The sequence below is a fragment of the Citrobacter sp. Igbk 17 genome (genome assembly GCF_028069775.1).
GTDB lineage: Bacteria > Pseudomonadota > Gammaproteobacteria > Enterobacterales > Enterobacteriaceae > Citrobacter.
On record NZ_JANEWI010000002.1, the window covers coordinates 64,644 to 85,648 of the forward strand.

Annotated in this window: 22 protein-coding genes; 4 read left to right on the forward strand and 18 right to left on the reverse strand. The window is 52.9% G+C overall.

Annotation, left to right across the window (positions count from 1 at the left end):
- Positions 1-26 precede the first annotated feature (26 nt).
- On the reverse strand, positions 27-1,772 hold the full coding sequence (ggt, locus tag NNO08_RS01450) for a gamma-glutamyltransferase (protein WP_271456031.1): 1,746 nt from the start codon (positions 1,770-1,772) through the stop codon (positions 27-29).
- A gap of 117 nt (positions 1,773-1,889) precedes the next feature.
- Here ggt and NNO08_RS01455 point away from each other — a divergent pair, with 117 nt between their 5' ends.
- Positions 1,890-2,333, forward strand: coding sequence for a DUF2756 family protein (locus tag NNO08_RS01455; RefSeq protein ID WP_202037535.1), 444 nt, complete (start codon positions 1,890-1,892; stop codon positions 2,331-2,333).
- On the opposite strand, the gene ugpQ is transcribed toward NNO08_RS01455, so the two are convergent.
- The 12 genes from ugpQ to livK form a co-directional block, all read right to left on the reverse strand.
- Positions 2,330-3,073, reverse strand: a complete 744-nt coding sequence (gene ugpQ / locus NNO08_RS01460; protein ID WP_271456032.1) for a glycerophosphodiester phosphodiesterase — start codon at positions 3,071-3,073, stop codon at positions 2,330-2,332. The two genes, NNO08_RS01455 and ugpQ, sit on opposite strands and share 4 nt — an antisense overlap.
- Complete coding sequence (locus NNO08_RS01465; protein ID WP_271448679.1) at positions 3,070-4,140, reverse strand: sn-glycerol-3-phosphate import ATP-binding protein UgpC; 1,071 nt, start codon at positions 4,138-4,140, stop codon at positions 3,070-3,072. The genes ugpQ and NNO08_RS01465 overlap by 4 nt, the downstream gene beginning before the upstream one ends.
- A gap of 2 nt (positions 4,141-4,142) precedes the next feature.
- The gene (gene ugpE / locus NNO08_RS01470) at positions 4,143-4,988 is read right to left on the reverse strand and encodes a sn-glycerol-3-phosphate ABC transporter permease UgpE (RefSeq protein WP_137381964.1); all 846 of its coding nucleotides are present in this window, start codon (positions 4,986-4,988) and stop codon (positions 4,143-4,145) included.
- Complete coding sequence (ugpA, locus tag NNO08_RS01475; RefSeq protein ID WP_137365820.1) at positions 4,985-5,872, reverse strand: sn-glycerol-3-phosphate ABC transporter permease UgpA; 888 nt, start codon at positions 5,870-5,872, stop codon at positions 4,985-4,987. The genes ugpE and ugpA overlap by 4 nt, the downstream gene beginning before the upstream one ends.
- Before the next feature lie 101 nt (positions 5,873-5,973).
- Positions 5,974-7,290: a sn-glycerol-3-phosphate ABC transporter substrate-binding protein UgpB gene (gene ugpB, locus NNO08_RS01480; RefSeq protein ID WP_202037531.1), complete on the reverse strand. Its 1,317-nt coding sequence runs from the start codon at positions 7,288-7,290 to the stop codon at positions 5,974-5,976.
- A 236-nt stretch (positions 7,291-7,526) separates the two neighbouring features.
- Positions 7,527-7,934 carry a dTDP-glucose pyrophosphorylase gene (locus NNO08_RS01485; RefSeq protein WP_271456033.1) on the reverse strand — a complete coding sequence of 136 codons (408 nt, stop codon included), beginning with the start codon at positions 7,932-7,934 and terminating at the stop codon, positions 7,527-7,529.
- 115 nt (positions 7,935-8,049) lie between these two features.
- Positions 8,050-8,331, reverse strand: coding sequence for a hypothetical protein (locus tag NNO08_RS01490; RefSeq protein ID WP_271456034.1), 282 nt, complete (start codon positions 8,329-8,331; stop codon positions 8,050-8,052).
- Positions 8,332-8,432: 101 nt separating this feature from the next.
- Positions 8,433-9,146: a high-affinity branched-chain amino acid ABC transporter ATP-binding protein LivF gene (gene livF, locus NNO08_RS01495; RefSeq protein ID WP_271441318.1), complete on the reverse strand. Its 714-nt coding sequence runs from the start codon at positions 9,144-9,146 to the stop codon at positions 8,433-8,435.
- Positions 9,147-9,163: 17 nt separating this feature from the next.
- Positions 9,164-9,931: a high-affinity branched-chain amino acid ABC transporter ATP-binding protein LivG gene (gene livG, locus NNO08_RS01500; RefSeq protein WP_048213581.1), complete on the reverse strand. Its 768-nt coding sequence runs from the start codon at positions 9,929-9,931 to the stop codon at positions 9,164-9,166.
- Complete coding sequence (gene livM / locus NNO08_RS01505; protein WP_137381969.1) at positions 9,928-11,205, reverse strand: branched chain amino acid ABC transporter permease LivM; 1,278 nt, start codon at positions 11,203-11,205, stop codon at positions 9,928-9,930. Before livM ends, livG begins: the two co-directional genes overlap by 4 nt.
- The gene (gene livH, locus NNO08_RS01510) at positions 11,202-12,128 is read right to left on the reverse strand and encodes a high-affinity branched-chain amino acid ABC transporter permease LivH (protein ID WP_003023435.1); all 927 of its coding nucleotides are present in this window, start codon (positions 12,126-12,128) and stop codon (positions 11,202-11,204) included. Before livH ends, livM begins: the two co-directional genes overlap by 4 nt.
- 61 nt (positions 12,129-12,189) lie before the next feature.
- Complete coding sequence (gene livK / locus NNO08_RS01515) at positions 12,190-13,299, reverse strand: high-affinity branched-chain amino acid ABC transporter substrate-binding protein LivK (protein WP_137381970.1); 1,110 nt, start codon at positions 13,297-13,299, stop codon at positions 12,190-12,192.
- 423 nt (positions 13,300-13,722) lie between these two features.
- On the opposite strand from livK, the gene panM reads away from it, so the two are divergent.
- On the forward strand, positions 13,723-14,106 hold the full coding sequence (gene panM, locus NNO08_RS01520; RefSeq protein ID WP_271456104.1) for an aspartate 1-decarboxylase autocleavage activator PanM: 384 nt from the start codon (positions 13,723-13,725) through the stop codon (positions 14,104-14,106).
- 86 nt (positions 14,107-14,192) lie between these two features.
- Here panM and NNO08_RS01525 read toward each other — a convergent pair whose 3' ends face one another.
- From NNO08_RS01525 to ftsY, 5 genes are all read right to left on the reverse strand, one after another.
- Positions 14,193-15,296 carry a branched-chain amino acid ABC transporter substrate-binding protein gene (locus NNO08_RS01525; protein ID WP_271456035.1) on the reverse strand — a complete coding sequence of 368 codons (1,104 nt, stop codon included), beginning with the start codon at positions 15,294-15,296 and terminating at the stop codon, positions 14,193-14,195.
- Between the two features lie 315 nt (positions 15,297-15,611).
- Entirely contained in the window at positions 15,612-16,466 is an 855-nt protein-coding gene (gene rpoH, locus NNO08_RS01530; RefSeq protein WP_271456036.1) for an RNA polymerase sigma factor RpoH, read from the reverse strand.
- 253 nt (positions 16,467-16,719) lie between these two features.
- Entirely contained in the window at positions 16,720-17,778 is a 1,059-nt protein-coding gene (gene ftsX, locus NNO08_RS01535; RefSeq protein ID WP_202037526.1) for a permease-like cell division protein FtsX, read from the reverse strand.
- Positions 17,771-18,439, reverse strand: coding sequence for a cell division ATP-binding protein FtsE (gene ftsE / locus NNO08_RS01540; protein ID WP_137381973.1), 669 nt, complete (start codon positions 18,437-18,439; stop codon positions 17,771-17,773). Before ftsE ends, ftsX begins: the two co-directional genes overlap by 8 nt.
- Positions 18,440-18,441: 2 nt before the next feature.
- On the reverse strand, positions 18,442-19,962 hold the full coding sequence (ftsY, locus tag NNO08_RS01545; RefSeq protein ID WP_271456037.1) for a signal recognition particle-docking protein FtsY: 1,521 nt from the start codon (positions 19,960-19,962) through the stop codon (positions 18,442-18,444).
- Positions 19,963-20,113: 151 nt separating this feature from the next.
- Here ftsY and rsmD point away from each other — a divergent pair, with 151 nt between their 5' ends.
- Positions 20,114-20,710, forward strand: a complete 597-nt coding sequence (rsmD, locus tag NNO08_RS01550) for a 16S rRNA (guanine(966)-N(2))-methyltransferase (RefSeq protein WP_271441315.1) — start codon at positions 20,114-20,116, stop codon at positions 20,708-20,710.
- Positions 20,700-20,975 carry a DUF1145 family protein gene (locus NNO08_RS01555; RefSeq protein ID WP_202037523.1) on the forward strand — a complete coding sequence of 92 codons (276 nt, stop codon included), beginning with the start codon at positions 20,700-20,702 and terminating at the stop codon, positions 20,973-20,975. The genes rsmD and NNO08_RS01555 overlap by 11 nt, the downstream gene beginning before the upstream one ends.
- The last annotated feature ends 30 nt before the right edge of the window (positions 20,976-21,005 follow it).

Sequence of the window (21,005 nt, forward strand, 5' to 3'; positions counted from 1 at the left end):
CATCAACGGCAGACCCGGCAATACCATCAATATCCCGCCGTTAAATCATCCACAGAACGCGGGTCGGACGCACCGTACAGTGCGCCATCCGGTCCAACCATAATGCTCTGCGTGCTGCCCATTGCTTCTTTCAGCACCACTTTCTGTCCTTTCTGCTCAAGCAGCTTGACGGTGTCCGGGCTAAAACCTTTTTCAACGCGCAGTTCATCCGGCAGCCACTGATGGTGGAAGCGCGGGGCATTGGTGGCCTCAGCGACGTTCATCCCAAAATCAATGCTGTTAACCACCATTTGCAGCACGGTAGTGATAATACGACTCCCGCCAGGGCTGCCGGTAACCAACCAGGTTTTCCCGTCTTTAACCACAATTGTCGGCGACATCGACGACAACGGACGTTTCTTCGGTCCGACGGCGTTGGCATCACCGCCCACCAGTCCGTAAACGTTCGGCACACCCGGTTTAGCAGAGAAATCATCCATCTCATTATTGAGCAGAATACCGGTGTTACCCGCCACAATACCGGTTCCGAAGGTGGTATTCAGGGTATAGGTCACCGCCACGGCATTGCCGTCTTTATCCACCACCGAGAAGTGAGTGGTCTGGTTACTTTCATAGGGAGCAAGTTTGCCAGGCTTGATTTGGCTGGAAGGCTTCGCTTTGTTGATATCAATCTGATCGGCAAGCGTTTTAGCATAGGCTTTGTTGGTCAGCGCCTGCCACGGCACTTTCACAAAATCCGGGTCGCCCAGATATTCGGAACGGTCGGCGTAAGCATATTTCTCCGCTTCAGCCATAACCTGCATGGCGTCGGCGCTGCCAAACCCGTACTTTTTCATATCGAAGTTTTCGAGAATGTTGAGGATCTGCACGATATGAATCCCCCCAGAAGATGGCGGCGGCATCGAGAAGACCTGATAACCACGGTAGTCACCGCTGATTGGCGTGCGCTCTACGGCTTTGTAGTCAGCTAAGTCCGCTTTGGTGATAAGCCCACCGTTCTTCTTCATCTCCTCGGCTATCTGATCGGCAATCGCCCCTTTATAAAACGCATCCGGGCCATTCTCGGCAATCATTTCCAGGCTTTTCGCCAGATTCTTTTGCACCAGCTTGTCGCCCTTTTTCAGCGGCTCGCCGTCCTTCCAGAAAATGGCTTTGCTGTTCTCGTGATTAGGGAGCACTTCGCTGCCATAGGTTTTCAGATCGTCGGCCAGCGCGTCATTAACCACAAAGCCCTCTTCCGCCAGCTTCATTGCCGGACGTACCACTTTATTCAACGGCAGCGTACCGTATTTCTCCAGCGCCAGCGAGAAACCCGCCACGGTACCAGGCGTACCGGAAGCCAGATGCGAAGTCAGTGACTTTTTCGCATCGGCGTTACCCTGTTCATCAAGGAACATATCGCGAGTCGCGCCAGCAGGCGCCATTTCACGGAAATCAATTGCTGTCGTCTTCCCGTCTTTGGTGCGCAGCATCATAAAGCCGCCGCCACCCAGGTTACCCGCCTGCGGATGCGTCACCGCCAGCGCGTAACCAACGGCGACGGCAGCATCGACGGCATTACCGCCCTGTCTGAGAATATCAACCCCAACCTGCGTGGCCAGCGCATCCACGGACGCCACCATCCCCTGCTGCGCACGCACAGGATGGAACACATCTTCTTCAACACCGTAGGATACCGGTGGCGGCGCAGCCGGTGCTGCCGCAACGCTAAAACAACTTCCTGAGAGCAGAGCAGCAATGGCTACCCGGCGTAAAAACGTCGGTTTTATCATCGTTATTCTCCAGATTTATGGGGTCGGCCCCCACTAAGCCTGGTGCATAACTCTGAAATAATCATCGTAACGGCGAGAAAGGAGTAAACTTAAGAGATCCCCGAGAGGAGAAAAGCGATGAAACGACTCTTACTTTTAGCCATGCTATTGCCGTTTGCAGGCTTTGCACAGCCAATCAACACCATGAATAACCCGAATCAACCCGGTTATCAGATCCCGAGTCAACAGCGTATGCAAACACAAATGCAAACGCAGCAAATTCAGCAGAAAGGGATGCTCAACCAGCAGTTGCAAACGCAGACACGCATGCAGCAACAGCATATGGAAAACCAAATCAACACCAACTCCCAGCGAGTACGTCAGTCTCAGCCAGGCGAGTTGAATTCCGGCCAGCAGCAAATGCTGCCCAACAGCAATGGCGGGATGTTAAGCGGAACGCATAACCCGGACAACTCGCTGAATAAACAGCAACAGATGCTGCCGGAAAAAAAGAATGGCGACATGCTAAAACCGTCCAGCACGCCGCAACCTAACGTTCCGTTAAAAACGCTTGGACCTTAACAGGGCTGGAAATCCGGCCCGATGACATCAATCGCATCGGTACAGATGCAGTCTACTCCCCAGCGTAGCAGTTCTGCCGCACGCTGGGGTCGGTTGACGGTATACACCAGAATCCGCAGCCCCGCATCGCGCAACGCATCCACCCGCGCCTCATCCAGCAGCTTATGATTAAGATGAATAGAGACACAGCCCAACCGGGTGGTGAGCTCTCGCCAGTCATCACGCCACTCATCAAGCAGCAAACCACGCGGCAGCTCAGGCACCGTCTGTTGCGCCGCTTCAAGCGCATCAATTTCAAACGATGACAGCAGCGGCGGCGTCATTCCCGCCCACAGTTCACGCGCGGCCAGTGCCACGGCTTTCCCGGTCAGCGTCCCGGTTCCGGTGGTCGGTTTGATTTCAATATTCGCCATCATGCCATGCTGGCGGCAGCGCTCCGCCACCTGGGAGAGCAGTGGCAATGGCTCGCCTTTAAACTCACCGCTAAACCAGCCGCCGGCATCAACACGCAGAAGATCCTGCCAGTTCAGTTCACCCGCAACGCCCCAGCCGTTGCTGGTACGTTCCAGGTTGTCGTCATGCAGCAGAAAGATCTCACCGTCTTTCGACAATTTGGCATCGAATTCAATCATGGTGTGCCCGTATCGCGCCCCCACGTCAATCGCCGCCAGGGTATTTTCCGGTGCCAACTTACCGCCACCACGATGGGCGACAATATGGGGATAAGGCCAGTTACTCATACGCGTTGTCCTGTTTCGCCATCAAAGAGATGCAAATGATTGTCTGGCAGATGCAGCCATAGCGTGCTGCCTGCCGTCGGGCGATGCTGATGCGCCAGTCGCACCACCAGCTTTTGCTCACCCCAGCGTCCGTGTGCCAGGTTATCTGCGCCCAGCATTTCCAGCGTATCTAACACCAGCGGCACGCCGCCTTCGGCCTGCGAGCTTAGCGCAATATGCTCCGGGCGGATACCCAGCGTCATATTACGCCCACCAGACTCCCTGGCGCTTCTACCAAGCGGTAACGTCATACCGCCTTCCAGTTCAAAATGTGTGCCAGACGCGCTGACGTACCCATCCAGCAGGTTCATGGCCGGGCTGCCGATAAAACTCGCCACAAAGCGACTGGCGGGTTTTTCGTAGACTTCCACTGGCGTGCCAATCTGTTCAGCAATGCCCTTGTTCATCACCAGCACACGCTGGGCCAGCGTCATTGCCTCAACCTGATCGTGTGTGACGTACAACGAGGTGGTTTTCAGTCGGCGATGCAGATGTTGTAACTCAAGACGCATCTGCACACGCAGCTTTGCATCAAGGTTTGAAAGCGGTTCATCGAACAGGAAAACCGCCGGGTCGCGGACAATCGCTCGTCCCATCGCTACGCGCTGGCGCTGACCGCCAGAAAGTTCGCGCGGACGGCGTTTGAGCAGCTCACCCAGCTCGAGAATACGCGCCGCCTCATTTACCCGCTCAGCAATGTGCTCCTTGCCCATTCCCCGAATCTTCAATCCCCAGGCCATGTTTTCTTCCACGCTCATATGCGGGTAGAGTGCATAGTTCTGGAACACCATCGCAATACCACGATCTTTCGGTTCCATTTCGGTGACGCGCTTATTATCAATCCAGATGTCGCCGCCGCTCACCCGCTCCAAACCGGCGACCATCCGCAGCAACGTAGACTTTCCGCAACCGGATGGGCCTACCATCACAATGAATTCCCCGTCCGCGACGTCCAGCGTCAGCGGTTTAATCACCTGGGTTTTGCCGTCCCAGCTTTTGGTTACTGCCTGTAGTTTTAAACCAGCCATTTTTATTTCTCACTATCGACCAGGCCGCGTACGAAGGCACGCTGCATGGCTAACACGATGATTACCGGAGGGATGAGCGTCAGCAGCATGGCTGCCATCACCTGGTTCCATTGGGTAGTGCCTTCACCGGTAGCAATCATGCCTTTGATGCCTGCTACGGCGGTGCCCAGGTTAACGTCGGTAATAATTAACAACGGCCACAGATACTGGTTCCAGCCGTAGATGAAGGTGATCACGAACAACGCCGCCAGATTGGTTTTCGACAGTGGCAGCACGATATCGCGGAAAAAACGCATCGGCGACGCACCGTCAATACGCGCCGCTTCAACCAGCTCATCTGGTAGCGTCATAAAGAACTGACGGAACAGGAATGTCGCGGTAGCCGATGCCATGAGCGGCAACGTCAGACCCGCATAACTGTCGAGCATCTTCAGGTTGGCGATAACCTCCACCGTCGGGAAGATACGCACCTCCACCGGCAGCATCAGGGTGATAAAAATCATCCAGAAGAACAGGTTACGCAGAGGAAAGCGAAACCAGACAATGGCGAACGCGGACAGCATAGAGACGGTGATTTTTCCCACCGTAATACTGAATGCCATGATGAAACTGTTGAGCATCATCAGCCAGAACGGTGCGCTATTTACCCCCACACCATTGACCCAAATGTATTTCATGTTTTCCAGCAGTTGTGTGCCGGGCACCAGCGTCATCGGCGTTTCAAACACCGCTTTGTTATCCAGCGTCGCCGCAACAAACGCGACGTACAGCGGAAACAAGATCACCATGATCCCCAGAATCAACATGGTATGGCTGAATATTGTCAGCCCGCGACGATTCTCAATCATTGGTAACGCACCTTACTTTCCACATAGCGGAACTGCACCACCGTCAAAATAATGACGAGGAACATCAGCACCACCGACTGCGCGGCTGATGCGGAGAGATCCAGTCCGACAAAACCTTCACGATAGATTTTATAAATTAGCGTGGTGGTAGCCTGCACTGGCCCACCCGCTGTCGCAGCATCGATCACCGGGAAGGTGTCAAAGAAGGCGTAAACCAGGTTCACCACCAGCAGAAAAAAGCTAACCGGCGCAATCAGCGGCAGCGCCAGTTTAAAGAAGCGGCGAATCGGCCCAGCGCCATCAATTGCAGCCGCTTCGATCAGTGAACGCGGGATCGACTGCAGTGCGGCAAAGAAGAACAGGAAGTTGTAACTAATCTGCTTCCAGACTGATGCAAACACCACCAGAAACATCGCCTGACCGCTGTTTTGCGCATGGTTCCAGTCATAGCCAAATTCACCGAGAAAATGGGTAATCAGCCCACGTCCTGGGTTGAACAGAAAGATCCACAGCACGGCGGCAACCGCAGGCGCAACGGCGTAAGGCAACAGCATCAGCGTTTGATAAAAACGGCTTCCGCGTACCACATAATTCACCAACGCGGCAAAAAATAACGACACCAACAGGCCGCTTACCGTAACCAACGAGCTGAACTTGATAGTGGTCCAGAACGAATCAAGGTAGTACGGGTCATGGAACAGTGCGACAAAGTTTTCCAGCCCGACGAACTGACTGGAAAGACCAAAGGGATCAACGCTTTGCAGTGAGTACCACAGCGCTTCACCGGCAGGCCAGATAAAGAAAATAACGGTGATAACCAACTGCGGGGCAACCAGTAGATAGGGAAGCCAACGCGAGCGGAACACCGGACGGGATGAGGACATGAAGTTTTTATTCCTGAGCAGTGCCGGATGGCGCTGCGCTTATCCGGCCTACGGGTATGAGTAGGCCGGGTAAGGCGTAGCCGCCACCCGGCATTTCACGATTAAGACTTGGTCGATTGCTCAAAGCGGCGCAGTAACTGGTTGCCACGTTCAACGGCAGCATCCAGCGCCTGTTGCGGGGTTTTCTTCCCGGTCCATACACTTTCCAGCTCTTCATCCACGATGGTACGGATCTGCGGCATATTGCCCAGGCGCAGCCCTTTAGTGAACGGCAACGGCGGCTTGTTCAGCATCTGACGAGTTGCGATATCCGCGCCTGGGTTCTTATCATAGAAACCCTGCTCGCGGGTCAGATCGTAGGCGGCGGTGGTGATGGGCAGATAACCTGTTTTCTGATGCCATTCAGCAGCAATTTCAGGTTTTGCCAGGAAGTTGAGGAACTCCGCGACGCCCTGGTAGGTTGCTTTGTCTTTACCCTGCATCACCCACAGACTGGCCCCCCCAATAATGGCGTTCTGCGGTGCACCTTTCACATCAGCATCGTATGGCATCATACCAACGCCATAGTTGAATTTAGCGTAGTGGCGGATATCCGCCAGAGAGCCGGACGATGCTGTGGTAATCGCACAATCACCGTTGTAGAACTTCTCGGTGGATTCATCTTTACGCCCGAAATAGCTGAAATCGCCCTTTTTATTCAGCTCTTCCAGCAGCGCGATATGTTTCACCTGCTCCGGCTTGTTGAACTCCAGTACTGCATCTGTACCGTCAAAACCGTTATTTTTAGTCGCAACCGGTAATCCGTTCCAGGCGCTGAAGTTTTCAATCTGGATCCAGCCCTGCCAGCCGCTGGCATACCCGCACTTCATACCTGCGGCTTTCAGCTTCGCGGTGTATTCCGCCAGATCCTGCCAGGTTTTCGGCGGTTGTTCAGGATCTAAACCGGCTTTTTTGAAGGCGTCTTTGTTGTAGTACAGCACCGGAGTGGAACTGTTAAACGGCTGAGAGAGCAAGTGTCCGGTTTTAGAGTCGGTGTAATAACCTGAAACCGTCGGCACAAACTGAGATTCATCGAAGTTAATCCCGGCCTCTTTAAACACTTCATAGACCGGTTTAATGGCTTTGGAGGCCATCATCGTGGCGGTGCCGACTTCATAAACCTGCAGCAGTGCAGGTGCGTTTCCGGTACGGAAGGCGGCAATACCCGCGCTCAGACTCTGCTCATAGTTGCCTTTGTACTGCGGAACAATTTTGTAGTCAGGATGAGCCTCATTAAAACGTTGCGCCAGTGAATCAACTTCTTTACCCAGTTCGCCTTCCATTGAATGCCAGAACGGGATGGTGGTAACTGCCAGTGCCTGACCTGCAAACGCCAGGCTAAGTGCCAGTCCTAAAGCTGTATGTCGTAACGATATCATCGGTTATCTCTCTTGTTGTGCCGTATGCGCGATATCACGCGTTTTATGCTCGCGGGGGTAACATGACATGCTCGAATGACAGAAAAATAACTTTTTTATTACAAAAAAAAGATAGTAAGGCGACAAACAGATGGCAAGGCGGTGAAAGCGGAGTGACAGGAAAATGCGGGGTGGAGCACAACAAAGCCGGGGAAGTGCCTTACCCGGCCCAAAAAAGATTTGCCGTACAGATGAGATCACTCAGGTTGTGCGAACGTAAACTCCAGCGCCAGGCCCAGGATCTGCATACCATGAATGTTATCTTCCGGAGATATCGCTACCAGGCTTTCCAGAAACTTGAGTCGCCGTGACTGGGCGTTGATGATGAGTTTTCCCCGTAATGCAGGAAGCTTCAGCGAAGTGATGGGATAAACCACGCGCCCACAGACTTCCACTGGCAGCCTGCGCAAATCGACTTGCTGAAGCACGCCCACAGAGGAATACAGCAGCGCTACAGGCGTTATGGCGAGCAACGGTGAGGGACTAATACTGACAAAATCCAGCAAGAGTTCTGGACGCAGATAGTTCAGCCCATTAAACGAAACCGTGACGCCATCAATTGCGGGCATGGGCTGCACATTAGTTTGACGCGGTGAATCATTCATGCAATTACCATTTATATAAAATATAAATCAAGCTATTGATTATGCAGAATATAGCGTACAAATGCTGGGACAGAACTCGCAATCCCTGAAGGTATGAATGATTGCGTTTCCAGTCTTACTCTCTTCGCCAGCGGCGTTCATATTCGTTCTGTAAACGCTGCTGCTCCCGCCGCTCACGGTCACGCTGGATATCCGATTTTTCATCTTCCCAGCCCGGACACACTGAACTGCTGAATACCTCGCAGGGTGAGTTGGATTGTGCTGACGGGTTGACCGGCTTTTCTTGCCAGATCGCAGGATCGCGCGGATCGAAAGTTTGCTCTTTCACTGCCTGCGCACTGAATGAGCAGGCCACTAGCAGAATTCCAATCGCCATACCGGCACCTGAACGTGTCATCCTTTCTCCATGTTCATTTTTATTATTGATAATCATTATCAATAATAACATGGCGCAATAAAAAAGGGGCCTGATGAGCCCCTTATCTACTTAGATAACTGTTATCCGCCCAAATAAGCGCTACGCACCGCTTCGTTCGCCAGCAATGCATCACCGGTATCTTCCAGCACCACGTGACCGTTTTCCAGCACGTAACCACGGTCAGCGAGTTTCAGTGCCTGGTTGGCGTTTTGTTCGACGAGGAAAATCGTCATCCCCTGCTCGCGCAATTGCTCAATGGTGTTAAAGATCTGCTGGATGATGATCGGTGCCAGCCCCAGAGACGGCTCATCGAGCAGCAACAAACGCGGCTGGCTCATCAAAGCCCGGCCAATCGCCAGCATCTGCTGCTCACCACCAGACATGGTTCCCGCACGCTGGATACGACGTTCATGCAGACGTGGAAACAGGTCGTATACCCATTGAATACGCTCCTGAAACTGGTCGCGCTCGGCAAAAAAGCCCCCCATCGCCAGGTTCTCTTCTACCGTCATACGGGAAAATACGCGACGCCCTTCCGGGACAATCGCCACCGCTTCACGCATGATTTTTGCCGTCTGCCAGTCGGTAATATCTTTACCATCAAAGACAATACGCCCACTTGTAGCCCGAGGATCGCCGCACAGCGTTCCGAGCAGCGTGGTTTTCCCCGCACCGTTGGCACCGATAAGCGTCACGATTTCACCCTGATTGATGTACAGGCTGACATCGTGCAGTGCCTGGATCTTGCCGTAGTGGGCGTTGACGTTGTCAAAAGACAACATGACTTTTTCCATCTTATGCCTCACCACCATTATGCTTCACCTAAATAGGCGCGGATCACGTCCGGGTTGTTACGAATCTGCTCCGGTGTCCCGTTCGCCAGCGGCGTCCCCTGGTTCACCACGTAAATACGGTCTGAAATGCCCATCACCAGCTTCATATCGTGCTCAATGAGCAGAATGGTGGTGTCGTGATGATCGCGCAGTTCGGCAATCAGCTCATCCAGCTCTTTGGTTTCTTTCGGGTTAAGGCCCGCAGCAGGTTCATCGAGCATCAGAATTTCCGGCTGAGTGACCATGCAACGGATAATCTCAAGACGGCGCTGGTCGCCATAGGCCAGGTTGCTCGCCTGCCGGTTAGCATGTTGCAGCAGGCCGATACGATCAAGCCAGGTGGCGGCGCGGTCCAGCGCTTCATCCTGCGCGCGGCGAAAAGCCGGAGTTTTTAACAGCCCGGAGAAAACGCCAGCTTTCAGTTGCTGATGCTGCGCCACCAGCAGGTTTTCAATCACTGTCATTTCGCGAAACAGGCGCACATGCTGGAAGGTACGCACCACGCCCATACGCGCAATTTGCTGGCCCGGCAGCCCTTCAAGGTGCTGGTCGCGCAGCTTAATCGTCCCGCCGGTCGGCTTATAGAACCCGGTCAGGCAGTTGAAGACCGTGGTTTTCCCCGCGCCGTTCGGTCCAATCAGAGAGACAATCTCTTTTTTATGCAAATCCAAAGACACATTGTTGACTGCCAGCAGGCCGCCAAAACGCATCATCAGGCCGCTAACCGATAATAATGGCTGACTCATGCCTGCTCTCCTTTTGCTTCCCCGTTTTTCAGTTTCAACTGTGGACGGGTCATCGGCAGCAAGCCCTGCGGACGCCAGATCATCATCAGTACCATCAAACCACCCAGCATTAACATGCTGTATTCATTGAAATCACGCATCAGCTCACGTGAGACCACCAGCAGGATAGCCGCCAGGATCACCGCAAACTGCGATCCCATCCCCCCCAGCACGACAATCGCCAGCACAAAGGCCGACTCAGCAAAGGTGAACGATTCCGGACTGACAAAACCCTGGCGCGCGGCAAACAGCGTTCCGGCAAAACCGGCAAACGCAGCGCTGATGGTAAAGGCGGTCAGCTTGATGCGCGTAGGGTTTAAGCCCAGTGAGCGGCAGGCAATTTCATCTTCACGCAGCGCTTCCCATGCACGGCCCAGCGGCATACGCAACAGGCGGTTGATGACAAACAGCGAGAAGACCACCAGCAGCAGCGCCACCAGGTAGAGGAAAATCACACGGTCAGAGGGATCGTATTTCACACCAAAGAAGTTGCTGAAGGTATCCCAGCCGCCTTCACGGGCGCTACGGCTGAATTCCAGACCGAAAAAGGTGGGTTTAGGGATCTGGCTGATACCGTTCGGGCCACCGGTGACTTCAGTATTATTGAGCAACAGGATACGCACGATTTCGCCAAAGCCTAAGGTCACTATCGCCAGGTAGTCGCCGCGCAGACGCAGAACCGGGAAGCCAAGCAGGAATCCTGCCGCCGCCGATACCAGCCCAGCCAGCGGCAAACAGGTCCAGAAACCAAGACCGTAATAGTGATTCAGCAGCGCAAAGGTATACGCACCAATGGCATAAAATCCGCCGTAGCCCAGCACCAGCAAGCCGGAAAGGCCGACCACCACGTTTAAGCCGAGGCCGAGGATGATATAAATCATCGTCAGCGTAGCGATATCCACCGTGCCGCGCGACACCATAAATGGCCATGCGACAGCAATGACCAGCAGCGCCACCAGGAACAGCTTCTGTTTAACGGTTGAGCCATCAATCGCCGGCAGAATGAACTTCGGTCCGGAGACGCTCTTCAGGCTCTTCTGGAAAACGGGACGCAGCAGTTGGAAAAGAAAGACCACGCCGGTACCGATAAACACCCACTGCCAGCGGATATCCGCAGCGGTATCCACCACCAGCTTCGTGCCATCCAGTTCAAGTTGAACGCCCATGAAGACGCCCGCCAGGATGAAAAACATGACCGCTGAAAGCAGCGCCATTGCAAAATGCATCGGTTTCATACTTTCTCTACCTCCGGGCGACCCAGAATACCGGTCGGCATTACCAGCAGCACCAGAATCAGCAGTGCGAATGACACCACATCTTTGTATTCCGTACTCAGATAAGCAGAGGAGAGCGCTTCCGCCACGCCCAGAATCAGGCCGCCGATCATCGCCCCAGGAATGCTACCGATACCGCCAAGAACCGCCGCGGTAAAGGCTTTCATCCCGGCCATAAAGCCAATATAGGGGTTAATTACACCGTAGAACTGTCCAAGCAATACACCTGCTACCGCCGCCATTGCTGCGCCAATCACAAAAGTCAGCGCGATCACGCGGTCAGTGTTAATGCCGAGCAGGCTAGCCATTTTCAGGTCTTCCGCACAGGCACGACAGGCGCGTCCCATACGCGAATAGCGGATAAACAGCGTCAGCGCCAGCATCGCAAGGAAGGTCACAATCCAAATAACCAGCTGCATGGTGGTGATGGACGCAGAGAAGTTTTCACTGCTACCGACAGTCCACTGACCGTTAAACAGGCTAGGCAGTGCCACGTCGCGTGAGCCTTCCGTCAGACTGACGTAGTTTTGCAGGAAGATAGACATCCCGATGGCGGAAATCAGCGCAATCAGGCGCTTGGAGCTGCGTACGGGCCGATACGCCACGCGTTCAATGCTCCAGCCGTAGGCGCTGGCAATCACAATGGCACCGACGAATCCCGCGGCGACCAGCAGCCAACTGGAATCAATGCCCATCATCATTAGCGCAGCGATGATCATAAAGGAGACATAACTGCCGATCATATACACCTCGCCGTGGGCGAAGTTGATCATGCCGATAATGCCGTACACCATCGTGTAGCCAATGGCGATCAGCGCGTAGGTGCTTCCCAGCGTGACGCCGTTAAACATCTGCTGCAAGAAATAGAGGAACTGCTCGGACATAAGGTAACCTTTTTAAACCCGCCCGTTTTGCACGGGCGGTGGGATAACGCGTCTTCAGGTATTACTTCGCGACAGTCGATGAACCATCCGCGTGCCACTGGAAGACACCAAACTCAAATCCCTTCAAATCGCCTTTTTCGTCCCATTTCAGCGGCCCAATCACGGTATCAGCCCCGTGTGCTTTCAGATCTTTCACCAGGTCTAACGGCTCTTTGCTACCGCTACGATCCATCGCTGTCGCCAGTGACTGAACGGCTGCGTAGGTGATCCATACGTAAGGTCCGGTTGGATCTTTCTTCTCAGCGTTGAGCGCATCGACGATAGCTTTATTCGCCGGGTCCTGGTCATAGCGTTTTGGCATAGTAACCAACATGCCTTCCGCGGCATCACCGGCAATGTTAGACAGTGAGGCATTGCCTACACCTTCTGGTCCCATAAACTGCGTCTTCAGGCCAACTGAACGCGCCTGACGCAGCATTTGCCCCATTTCCGGGTAGTAGCCACCGTAATAAACGAAGTCGATATTTTCTTTTTTCAGGCGGGCGATCAGCGCAGAAAAATCTTTCTCCCCGGCGGTGATCCCATCAAAGAAGACGATGTTGGCTTTTCCTGCTTTCAGGCTGTCCTGCACCGAACGCGCCAGGCCTTCACCGTACTGCTGCTTGTCATGAATGATGGCGATACGCTGTGGTTTCACCTTCTCCAGGATGTATTTCGCGGCAGTCGGCCCCTGAGAGGAATCCAGACCCGCGGTGCGCATGATGTGCGCGTAACCACGCTGCGTCAGTTCCGGGTTAGTCGCTCCCGGAGAAATCATCAGAATGCCTTCGTCTTCGTAAATATCTGATGCCGGTTGAGTCGATGAAGAACACAGGTGACCAATTACGTACTGAATGCCGTCATTGACGATTTTGTTCGCGACGGCAACGGCCTGTTTCGGATCGCAGGCATCGTCATATTCCACGGCGACCAGCTTGTCGCCTTTGATCCCACCTTTGGCATTGATATCTTTAATCGCCTGACGTGCGCCATTAAATTCCATATCGCCCCACTGCGCGACCGGACCTGACATCGCCCCGACAACAGCTACCTTGATATCTTCTGCCATGACAGCATGCGACATTGCCAGTGCTATCACCCCTGCGATGATTGTTTTCGCATTCCGTTTCATTACCTGAATCCCCATTCGTGACGTAATTAATATTTTGTATTTATATGGTTAAAAAGCAGACTGTGCTTTTTTTGAACTGTACTATTTTTACCAGTCTCATTAATGGTTTAGCACAGTTTTTTAAGCAAAATCAGGCTAAAATCTCTATATTTCAGTCGATTAAGAAAAGATAATATTCTGCTTTTCACTATAGATAAACAAAAAAAAGTGCGTTTGTCAGCATAAAATAACGGTACAAAGAGCCGAATAAAATGCTGCATTCCAGGGTATTATTCTGCCTGTTTTTCAATCTTTGCTGTTTCAAACTGCCATTGCTGTTGTCACAAAACGATTAACCTGGTTAATCGCATAAAAAAGAGAAAGCATCCGAGTAAATTATTTCGGTACACTGATTCCATCTTTTGTGATTTGGACATGCTGTTAATGAAGCTGACCATCGTTCGTTTAGAAAACTTTAGTGCTCAGGATCTCATCGATCTTGGCAAAATCTGGCCGGAATATTCCGCCTCATCATTAAGCGTAGATGAAACGCACCGGATCTATGCCGCACGCTTTAACGAGCGCCTGCTTGGCGCAGTACGCGTCACCCTGAGCGGTACGCAAGGTGCACTGGATTCCTTACGTGTACGCGATATCACCCGTCGCCGCGGCGTCGGGCAGTATTTGATAGAAGAGGTGATCCGCGAAAACCCAAGTGTGAGTTCATGGTGGATGGCGGATGTTGGCGTTGAAGACCGCAGCGTGATGGCGGCGTTTATGCAGGCGTTAGGGTTTACAGCACAGGCGGATGGCTGGGAGAAACGCTAAAAGAAAGCCGGGTGGCGCTTTGCTTACCCGGCCTACGAAGTGCTCGTTGTAGGCCGGGTAAGGCGAAGCCGCCACCCGGCACTCAATTATTTAGCATCAGTCGCCGTACCATTAGCATGCCAATCAAACACGCCAAATTCGAAGCCTTTCAGGTCGCCCTTCGCATCCCATGACAGTGGCCCCATCACGGTCTCCACGGTATTGGCTTTCAGGTATTTGGCAATTTCAGCCGGATCGTCAGACTGGTTCAGACCGGCCTGCAAAGACTGCAGTGCGGCGTAGGTCGTCCACACAAATGCACCGCTTGGGTCCTGTTTCTTGGCTTTGATAGCATCCACAATCGGTTTGTTCGCCGGTACCTGGTCGTAGTTCTTCGGCTTAGTCACCAGCAAACCTTCTGCCGATTCACCCGCAATGTTAGACAGCGACACGTTCGCGACTCCTTCAGGCCCCATAAACTGGGTCTTCAGGCCTGCGGCACGAGACTGGCGCAGGATCTGGCCCATTTCCGGGTGATAACCGCCGTAGTAAACAAAATCGATGTTCTCTTTCTTCAGACGCGCCACCAGCGTAGAGAAGTCTTTCTCACCGGCGGTGATCCCGTCGAAGAACACCACGTCAGCGTTGGCTTTCTTGAGGTTGTCCTGCACGGAGCGCGCCAGGCCTTCGCCGTACTGCTGTTTGTCGTGAACGATAGCAATACGCTTCGGTTTCACTTTTTCAACGATATATTTGGCGGCCGTTGGGCCCTGATCGGAATCCAGGCCGGTGGTACGCATCACCAGTTTATAGCCGCGCGCGGTGAGTTCCGGTGCCGTTGCCGCAGGGGTGATCATCAGAATACCTTCGTCTTCATAGATATCTGACGCAGGTTGAGTGGACGATGAGCACAGGTGGCCGATAACGTATTTAATCCCGTCGTTGACCACTTTGTTAGCAACCGCTACCGCTTGTTTCGGGTCACAGGCATCGTCATATTTCACCATGACCAGTTTGTCGCCCTTCACGCCGCCTTTGGCGTTGATATCCGCAATAGCCTGTTCTGCGCCGGTAAATTCCTGATCGCCATACTGCGCCACCGGGCCGGACATCGCGCCGACGACGGCAACTTTAATATCCTTAGCAAAGGCCATATTGCTCAAAGACAGGGCGATACATCCTGCCAATAACGCTTTACCCTTCATATTCATCCTGACAATCCCCATTATTGTGGTTATTACGTGTGTTGTGATGTTGTTGTTCAGCACTTTATATCGATTATTGGATAGCTACCCGTGCTTTAGCAGCATACTCTGCTAAAACATACCCGATTTTTATTATTTTGGAATAGTTAAATTTACATCCAGATAACAAATTCGCATTGGGGGAGAGGAGGAAAGGACGTAGGTCCGATAAGCAAAGCGCCATCGGGCAAACATTTTGCCGGATGGCGACGTAAACGCCTTATCCGGCCTAAAAAAAACCCCCGAATTCACATTCGAGGGTTGATTGGCCATTCGTGAAAATTACGCTTCGATTGCGGCGCGCAGTTTTTTCATGGCGTTCTTTTCAAGCTGACGAACACGTTCAGCGGAAACGCCGTAGCGATCGGCCAGTTCCTGCAACGTAGACTTGTTGTCTTCGTCCAGCCAGCGGGCACGGATAATATCCTGGCTACGCTCGTCCAGACCTTCCATTGCGTGAGTCAGCTTGTTCGCGGCCTGATCTTCCCAGTTATCCTCTTCAATGCCATCAGCAAAGTTGGAGGATTTATCCTGCAGATACAGAACCGGGGCCATCGGCTGGCTGTCGGACTCGTCGTCCGAAGACATGTCAAACGTCATGTCCTGCGCCGCCATACGGGATTCCATTTCGCGCACGTCTTTGCTGGAAACGCCCAGCTCGCGGGCAACCATTTCCACTTCATCCTGATTAAACCAGCCCAGACGCTGCTTGGTTTTGCGCAGGTTAAAGAACAGCTTACGCTGTGCTTTGGTGGTCGCGACCTTCACGATACGCCAGTTACGCAGAACGTATTCGTGGATCTCAGCTTTGATCCAGTGCACGGCGAAGGAAACCAGGCGCACACCCACTTCCGGGTTGAATCGACGCACGGCTTTCATCAGGCCGATATTACCTTCCTGAATCAGATCCGCCTGCGGCAGGCCATAGCCCGCGTAGTTACGAGCAACATGAACAACAAAGCGCAGGTGAGACAGGATCAGCGTTTTAGCTGCTTCCAGATCGCCCTGGTAATGCAGCTTTTCAGCCAGCGCCCGCTCCTCGTCAGCCGACAACATCGGCCACACGTTCGCAGCCCGGATGTAAGACTCCAGGTTACCAACAGGGGCTAAAGCTAAATTTTGCATTTCTTTGGTCATTCAAATCCTCTCAATCTTTGTCATCTGGCGTTGGTAAAAACCAATAGCAACAACCATGCCAGAGCTTATGAGCAACGAGAATATCATTCAATCTTTTATCAGACAGTGATTTTATCCACAAGTTCCATGTCGTAATGTGTATAAATTACGCACAAAATGTGACATCACGATGAATGCGCCGGGAAGAGAAAACAGGGCTCTTTCCCTGCAGAGCGAACTACTCAGTGCAGGGAAAGATTATACCAGAGATTTTTTAATCGGGGGTAAAGTGGCGTAAATGTTGAACCGTGGCAAGCCAGGCTGCCACCCAGCCAATCATTGAGCATACCAGCAGGAGCAGCAGGCACTCATCGAATGATAAGCCGTTGATATCAAACTTCGTTCCAAAAATTTGCGCCACTTCCGTGACCGCTGACGACAGTCGCATCACCAAAATTTCTGACAAAATCAGTGAAAGAAATGCGCCAGAAAAACCGAGCAACGCACCGCCGTAAAGGAACGGACGCAGGATAAATCCATCCGTTGCACCAATCAGTTTCTGCACGTTAATGGTATCGCGACGCGCAAAAATGCTCAGACGCACACTGTTACCGATGACCAGGAAGACCGCCGCGACCATCAGCACGCCAATCATCGCTGACACACGACCGACCAGGCCCGTTAACGCCGCCAGTCGCGCAAACCAGCTGTCATCCATGCGAACTTCATCGATACCGTTGATTTGTGCAATGCGATCACGCAGCGTGTTCAGTGATTCCGTGCCCTGGAAATCCAGTTTCGGAATCACCACCGCCACGGCCGGAAGTGGGTTTTCTTCCAGCATATCCAGCGCGCCGCCAAAGCCGGACCAGTTACGGAATTCGCCCAGCGCATCGTCACGGGAGAGGTAATTCACTTTCTCCACGCCCTGCTCGGCCTGTAACTGCCCCACCACACGTGCCGCCGCATCATCATCCAGCGTTTTTTGCAGATATACGGTGATCTGCGGGGACGGGTAATACTGGCTTGCCGCCTGGTTCACGTTCTTGTAGACCATGTAACAAACACTTGGCAACGTCAGTGAGATAGCGATAACCATCACCGTCAGGAACGTCGCCAGCGGCTTGCTTTTCAGGTCCTGCAACGCCCCCTGGAACGCATAGCGCACTTGCTCGTTAAAGACGTTGGTTTTACGCGAGTTCGGTTTTGGCGACGCTTTCGCACGTTTTGGCGCGTTGCGACCGCCCTCTCCGGGCGCACCGCCCGATTTACGGAAACGATCCAGTCGTCCACCGAACTGTTTGATTTGATTGATAGCGTCGCGTCTATTCATTCACCAGGCCTCCGTGCAAGTGTCCGTCACTCAGGACAAGCTGGCGATAAGAACGACGGGAGATCAGCCCAATATCGTGCGTCGCCATTAATACCGTTACCCCGACGCGATTAAACTCTTCGAACAGACGCAGGATCCCTTCTGACAGAGCGTCATCCAGGTTCCCCGTCGGTTCATCCGCCAGCAGTACCGCAGGCTTGTTCACCACCGCGCGGGCGATGCCCACACGCTGCTGTTCACCGCCGGAGAGTTGAATCGGGAAGTTTTTCGCTTTGTCCAACAGCCCGACTTTATCCAGCGCCGCCGACACGCGACGACGAATATCGTCACCGCTGGCACCCGCAATGATCAGTGGGATTGCCACGTTGTCGAAGACGGTTCTGTCCATCAACAGGTGGTGATCCTGAAAAATCATGCCGATCTGGCGACGCAGAAACGGCACCTCACGGTTTTTCAAACGGCTGATGTCGTGCCCGCTGAAGTAGATCTTCCCGGCGCTGGGCCGTTCAATTCCACAGATCAGCTTCAGCAGGGTACTTTTACCCGCGCCGGAGTGGCCGGTCAGAAACGCCATCTCGCCAGGCTGCATATGGAATGTGACTCCCTGCAGCGCTTGTCTCCCACCGAGATAGGCCTTGCTGACATGTTCAAAGCGAATCATTGTTAATCCTCTCGGGCAAAAAGTGCCTCTATAAAATCGCCCGCTTTAAACGGACGTAAATCCTCGATACGTTCGCCCACACCGATATAGCGGATAGGGATGCCAAACTGATCGGCAACCGAGAAAATGACCCCACCTTTCGCCGTTCCGTCCAGCTTGGTCAGGGTGATACCGGTTAAACCCACCGCTTCATGGAACAGTTTGGCCTGGCTTATCGCATTCTGCCCGGTGCTGGCATCGATAGTCAGCATAACTTCATGCGGCGCATCTTCGTCCAGCTTCTTCATCACACGAACGATTTTTTTCAATTCTTCCATCAGGTGCGATTTATTCTGCAAACGCCCTGCGGTATCAGCGATCAGCACATCTACGTTTCGCGCCTTCGCCGCCTGAATGGCGTCAAAGATAACGGAGGCAGAATCCGCACCGGTATGCTGAGCAATCACCGGAATATTGTTACGCTGACCCCAGACCTGCAACTGCTCTACCGCCGCGGCACGGAAAGTATCGCCCGCCGCCAACATCACTGATTTACCCTGCTGCTCAAACTGACGCGCCAGCTTGCCAATGGTGGTGGTTTTACCCACGCCGTTAACACCAACCATTAAGATAACAAATGGCGTTTTACCCTCAACATTCAGCGGTTCATCAACTTTAGCCAGAATCTCGCCCATCTCATCTTTCAGCAGGCCGTACAACGCTTCTGCATCTTTGAGCTGCTTGCGGCTGGCGCCTTCCGTCAGATTCGCAATGATCTTGCGGGTCGTTTCTACGCCCACATCGGCGATCAGCAGTTGCTCTTCCAACTCTTCAAACAGATCATCGTCGATCTTTTTACCACGGAACAGACTGATAAATCCGGAACCGAGGTTTTCTTTGGTTTTCAGAAGGCTACGCTTCAGGCGCGCAAAGAAACCTTCTTTCGTCGGTTTTTCCTGCTCCTGCACAGCGTCTTCTACCACCGCCTCTTCTGCTGCTGGCGTGTCTTCAACAGGCTCAACAATCGCGGCATCTTCAGCAATTTCTTCCACCGCTTCAGCTGCCAACGCCTGTGCTTCCAGCTCTTCATCAGTTAGCTGTGGCTCGTTTTCAGCTTCTTCTTCAACGGCCTCAACAATTTCAACGGTTTCCGCTTCAGCCTGCCACTCTTCTGGTGAAACGTCTTCGGCTTTAACCTCTTCCGGCAGCGGTAATTCTTCGTGTTCGGTCACTGCCGCGGGTGCCGGAGTTTCCACTATGGATTCAACGACCGGTTGCTGTTGTTGAGCAACAGGTTCTTCTTCCGGCTGCAGTTTTTCAATTTCCGCAACCTGTTCAGTGACTTCAACAACTTCAGCGGCAAAGGCTTCAGTTTCTGCCTCGCTATGCGTTTCCTGCGCGCGTGACGGCTCATCAACGACGGTTGCTTCTTCAGTAACCGGTTGTTGTTCTTCGTTTTTTAGTTCTGTCTCGTTTTCCGGTGCCTGCTCTTTTTGACCAAAGCCCAGCCAGGAAAAAAAGCCACGTTTTTTCTCTTTCGCCATTTGCGACTACACTCCCCCGCTGTTGCTTCATGGCACAGCGTCAACGCTATGTACATAGCAGCTAAAAAAATGATGAAATAGTCTATCACTTAACTTAACTCACATCACCGCCTGGAATGACATGCTATAGGCGGATTGAGCAATAATAGAAATGAAAAAACCGAATCACTCAGGCAGCGGTCAGATCCGCATTATTGGCGGGCAATGGCGAGGCCGTAAACTCCCGGTTCCGGACAGTCCGGGTTTACGCCCAACGACCGACCGTGTACGCGAAACGCTGTTTAACTGGCTGGCCCCGGTGATGGTCGATGCTCGTTGCCTTGATTGCTTTGCTGGCAGCGGCGCATTGGCTCTGGAAGCACTCTCCCGCTATGCGGCAGATGCCACGCTTCTGGAGATGGATCGCGCGGTTTCGCAGCAGTTACAAAAAAATCTCGCCACGCTGAAGGCAACACATGCCCGCGTCATCAACACCAACACCCTGACGTTTTTAGCCCAGACGGGTACGCCGCATAACGTAGTGTTTGTTGATCCACCGTTTCGCAAAGGATTACTGGAAGAAACATTAACACTTCTGGAAACTCGCGGCTGGCTGGCAAACGAAGCGTATATTTACGTTGAAAGCGAAGTCGAAAACGGCCTGCCTGTTGTTCCGGTTAACTGGTCGTTGTACCGCGAAAAAGTGGCTGGGCAGGTTGCTTATCGCCTGTATCAACGTGAAGCACAAGGAGAGCAACATGCTGATTAATCTGGGTCGTCTGTTAATGCTGTGTGTCTGGGCATTCCTGCTCCTGAATATTTTTCAACCGTTCCCACGTCCGCTCAATATCTTCGTGAATGTGGCGCTGGTGTTTATGGTGCTGATGCACGGCATGCAGTTGGCGCTGCTGAAATCAACCATGCCGAAAGATGGCCCGCAAATGACCCGCGGCGAGAAAATCCGTATTTTTCTGTTTGGCGTATTTGAGTTGCTGGTGTGGCAGAAGAAGATTAAGAGCCAGTTGAAGAAATAAATTGAGATCCCTTCGCCCGGTGGCGCTCTG

What these genes read in the sequence shown, in the direction of transcription:
- ggt (WP_271456031.1), bottom strand. Translation starts at nt 1,772, where the DNA reads ATGATAAAACCGACGTTTTTACGCCGGGTAGCCATTGCTGCTCTGCTC.
- NNO08_RS01455 (WP_202037535.1), top strand. Translation starts at nt 1,890, where the DNA reads ATGAAACGACTCTTACTTTTAGCCATGCTATTGCCGTTTGCAGGCTTT.
- ugpQ (WP_271456032.1), bottom strand. Translation starts at nt 3,073, where the DNA reads ATGAGTAACTGGCCTTATCCCCATATTGTCGCCCATCGTGGTGGCGGT.
- NNO08_RS01465 (WP_271448679.1), bottom strand. Translation starts at nt 4,140, where the DNA reads ATGGCTGGTTTAAAACTACAGGCAGTAACCAAAAGCTGGGACGGCAAA.
- ugpE (WP_137381964.1), bottom strand. Translation starts at nt 4,988, where the DNA reads ATGATTGAGAATCGTCGCGGGCTGACAATATTCAGCCATACCATGTTG.
- ugpA (WP_137365820.1), bottom strand. Translation starts at nt 5,872, where the DNA reads ATGTCCTCATCCCGTCCGGTGTTCCGCTCGCGTTGGCTTCCCTATCTA.
- ugpB (WP_202037531.1), bottom strand. Translation starts at nt 7,290, where the DNA reads ATGATATCGTTACGACATACAGCTTTAGGACTGGCACTTAGCCTGGCG.
- NNO08_RS01485 (WP_271456033.1), bottom strand. Translation starts at nt 7,934, where the DNA reads ATGAATGATTCACCGCGTCAAACTAATGTGCAGCCCATGCCCGCAATT.
- NNO08_RS01490 (WP_271456034.1), bottom strand. Translation starts at nt 8,331, where the DNA reads ATGACACGTTCAGGTGCCGGTATGGCGATTGGAATTCTGCTAGTGGCC.
- livF (WP_271441318.1), bottom strand. Translation starts at nt 9,146, where the DNA reads ATGGAAAAAGTCATGTTGTCTTTTGACAACGTCAACGCCCACTACGGC.
- livG (WP_048213581.1), bottom strand. Translation starts at nt 9,931, where the DNA reads ATGAGTCAGCCATTATTATCGGTTAGCGGCCTGATGATGCGTTTTGGC.
- livM (WP_137381969.1), bottom strand. Translation starts at nt 11,205, where the DNA reads ATGAAACCGATGCATTTTGCAATGGCGCTGCTTTCAGCGGTCATGTTT.
- livH (WP_003023435.1), bottom strand. Translation starts at nt 12,128, where the DNA reads ATGTCCGAGCAGTTCCTCTATTTCTTGCAGCAGATGTTTAACGGCGTC.
- livK (WP_137381970.1), bottom strand. Translation starts at nt 13,299, where the DNA reads ATGAAACGGAATGCGAAAACAATCATCGCAGGGGTGATAGCACTGGCA.
- panM (WP_271456104.1), top strand. Translation starts at nt 13,723, where the DNA reads ATGAAGCTGACCATCGTTCGTTTAGAAAACTTTAGTGCTCAGGATCTC.
- NNO08_RS01525 (WP_271456035.1), bottom strand. Translation starts at nt 15,296, where the DNA reads ATGAATATGAAGGGTAAAGCGTTATTGGCAGGATGTATCGCCCTGTCT.
- rpoH (WP_271456036.1), bottom strand. Translation starts at nt 16,466, where the DNA reads ATGACCAAAGAAATGCAAAATTTAGCTTTAGCCCCTGTTGGTAACCTG.
- ftsX (WP_202037526.1), bottom strand. Translation starts at nt 17,778, where the DNA reads ATGAATAGACGCGACGCTATCAATCAAATCAAACAGTTCGGTGGACGA.
- ftsE (WP_137381973.1), bottom strand. Translation starts at nt 18,439, where the DNA reads ATGATTCGCTTTGAACATGTCAGCAAGGCCTATCTCGGTGGGAGACAA.
- ftsY (WP_271456037.1), bottom strand. Translation starts at nt 19,962, where the DNA reads ATGGCGAAAGAGAAAAAACGTGGCTTTTTTTCCTGGCTGGGCTTTGGT.
- rsmD (WP_271441315.1), top strand. Translation starts at nt 20,114, where the DNA reads ATGAAAAAACCGAATCACTCAGGCAGCGGTCAGATCCGCATTATTGGC.
- NNO08_RS01555 (WP_202037523.1), top strand. Translation starts at nt 20,700, where the DNA reads ATGCTGATTAATCTGGGTCGTCTGTTAATGCTGTGTGTCTGGGCATTC.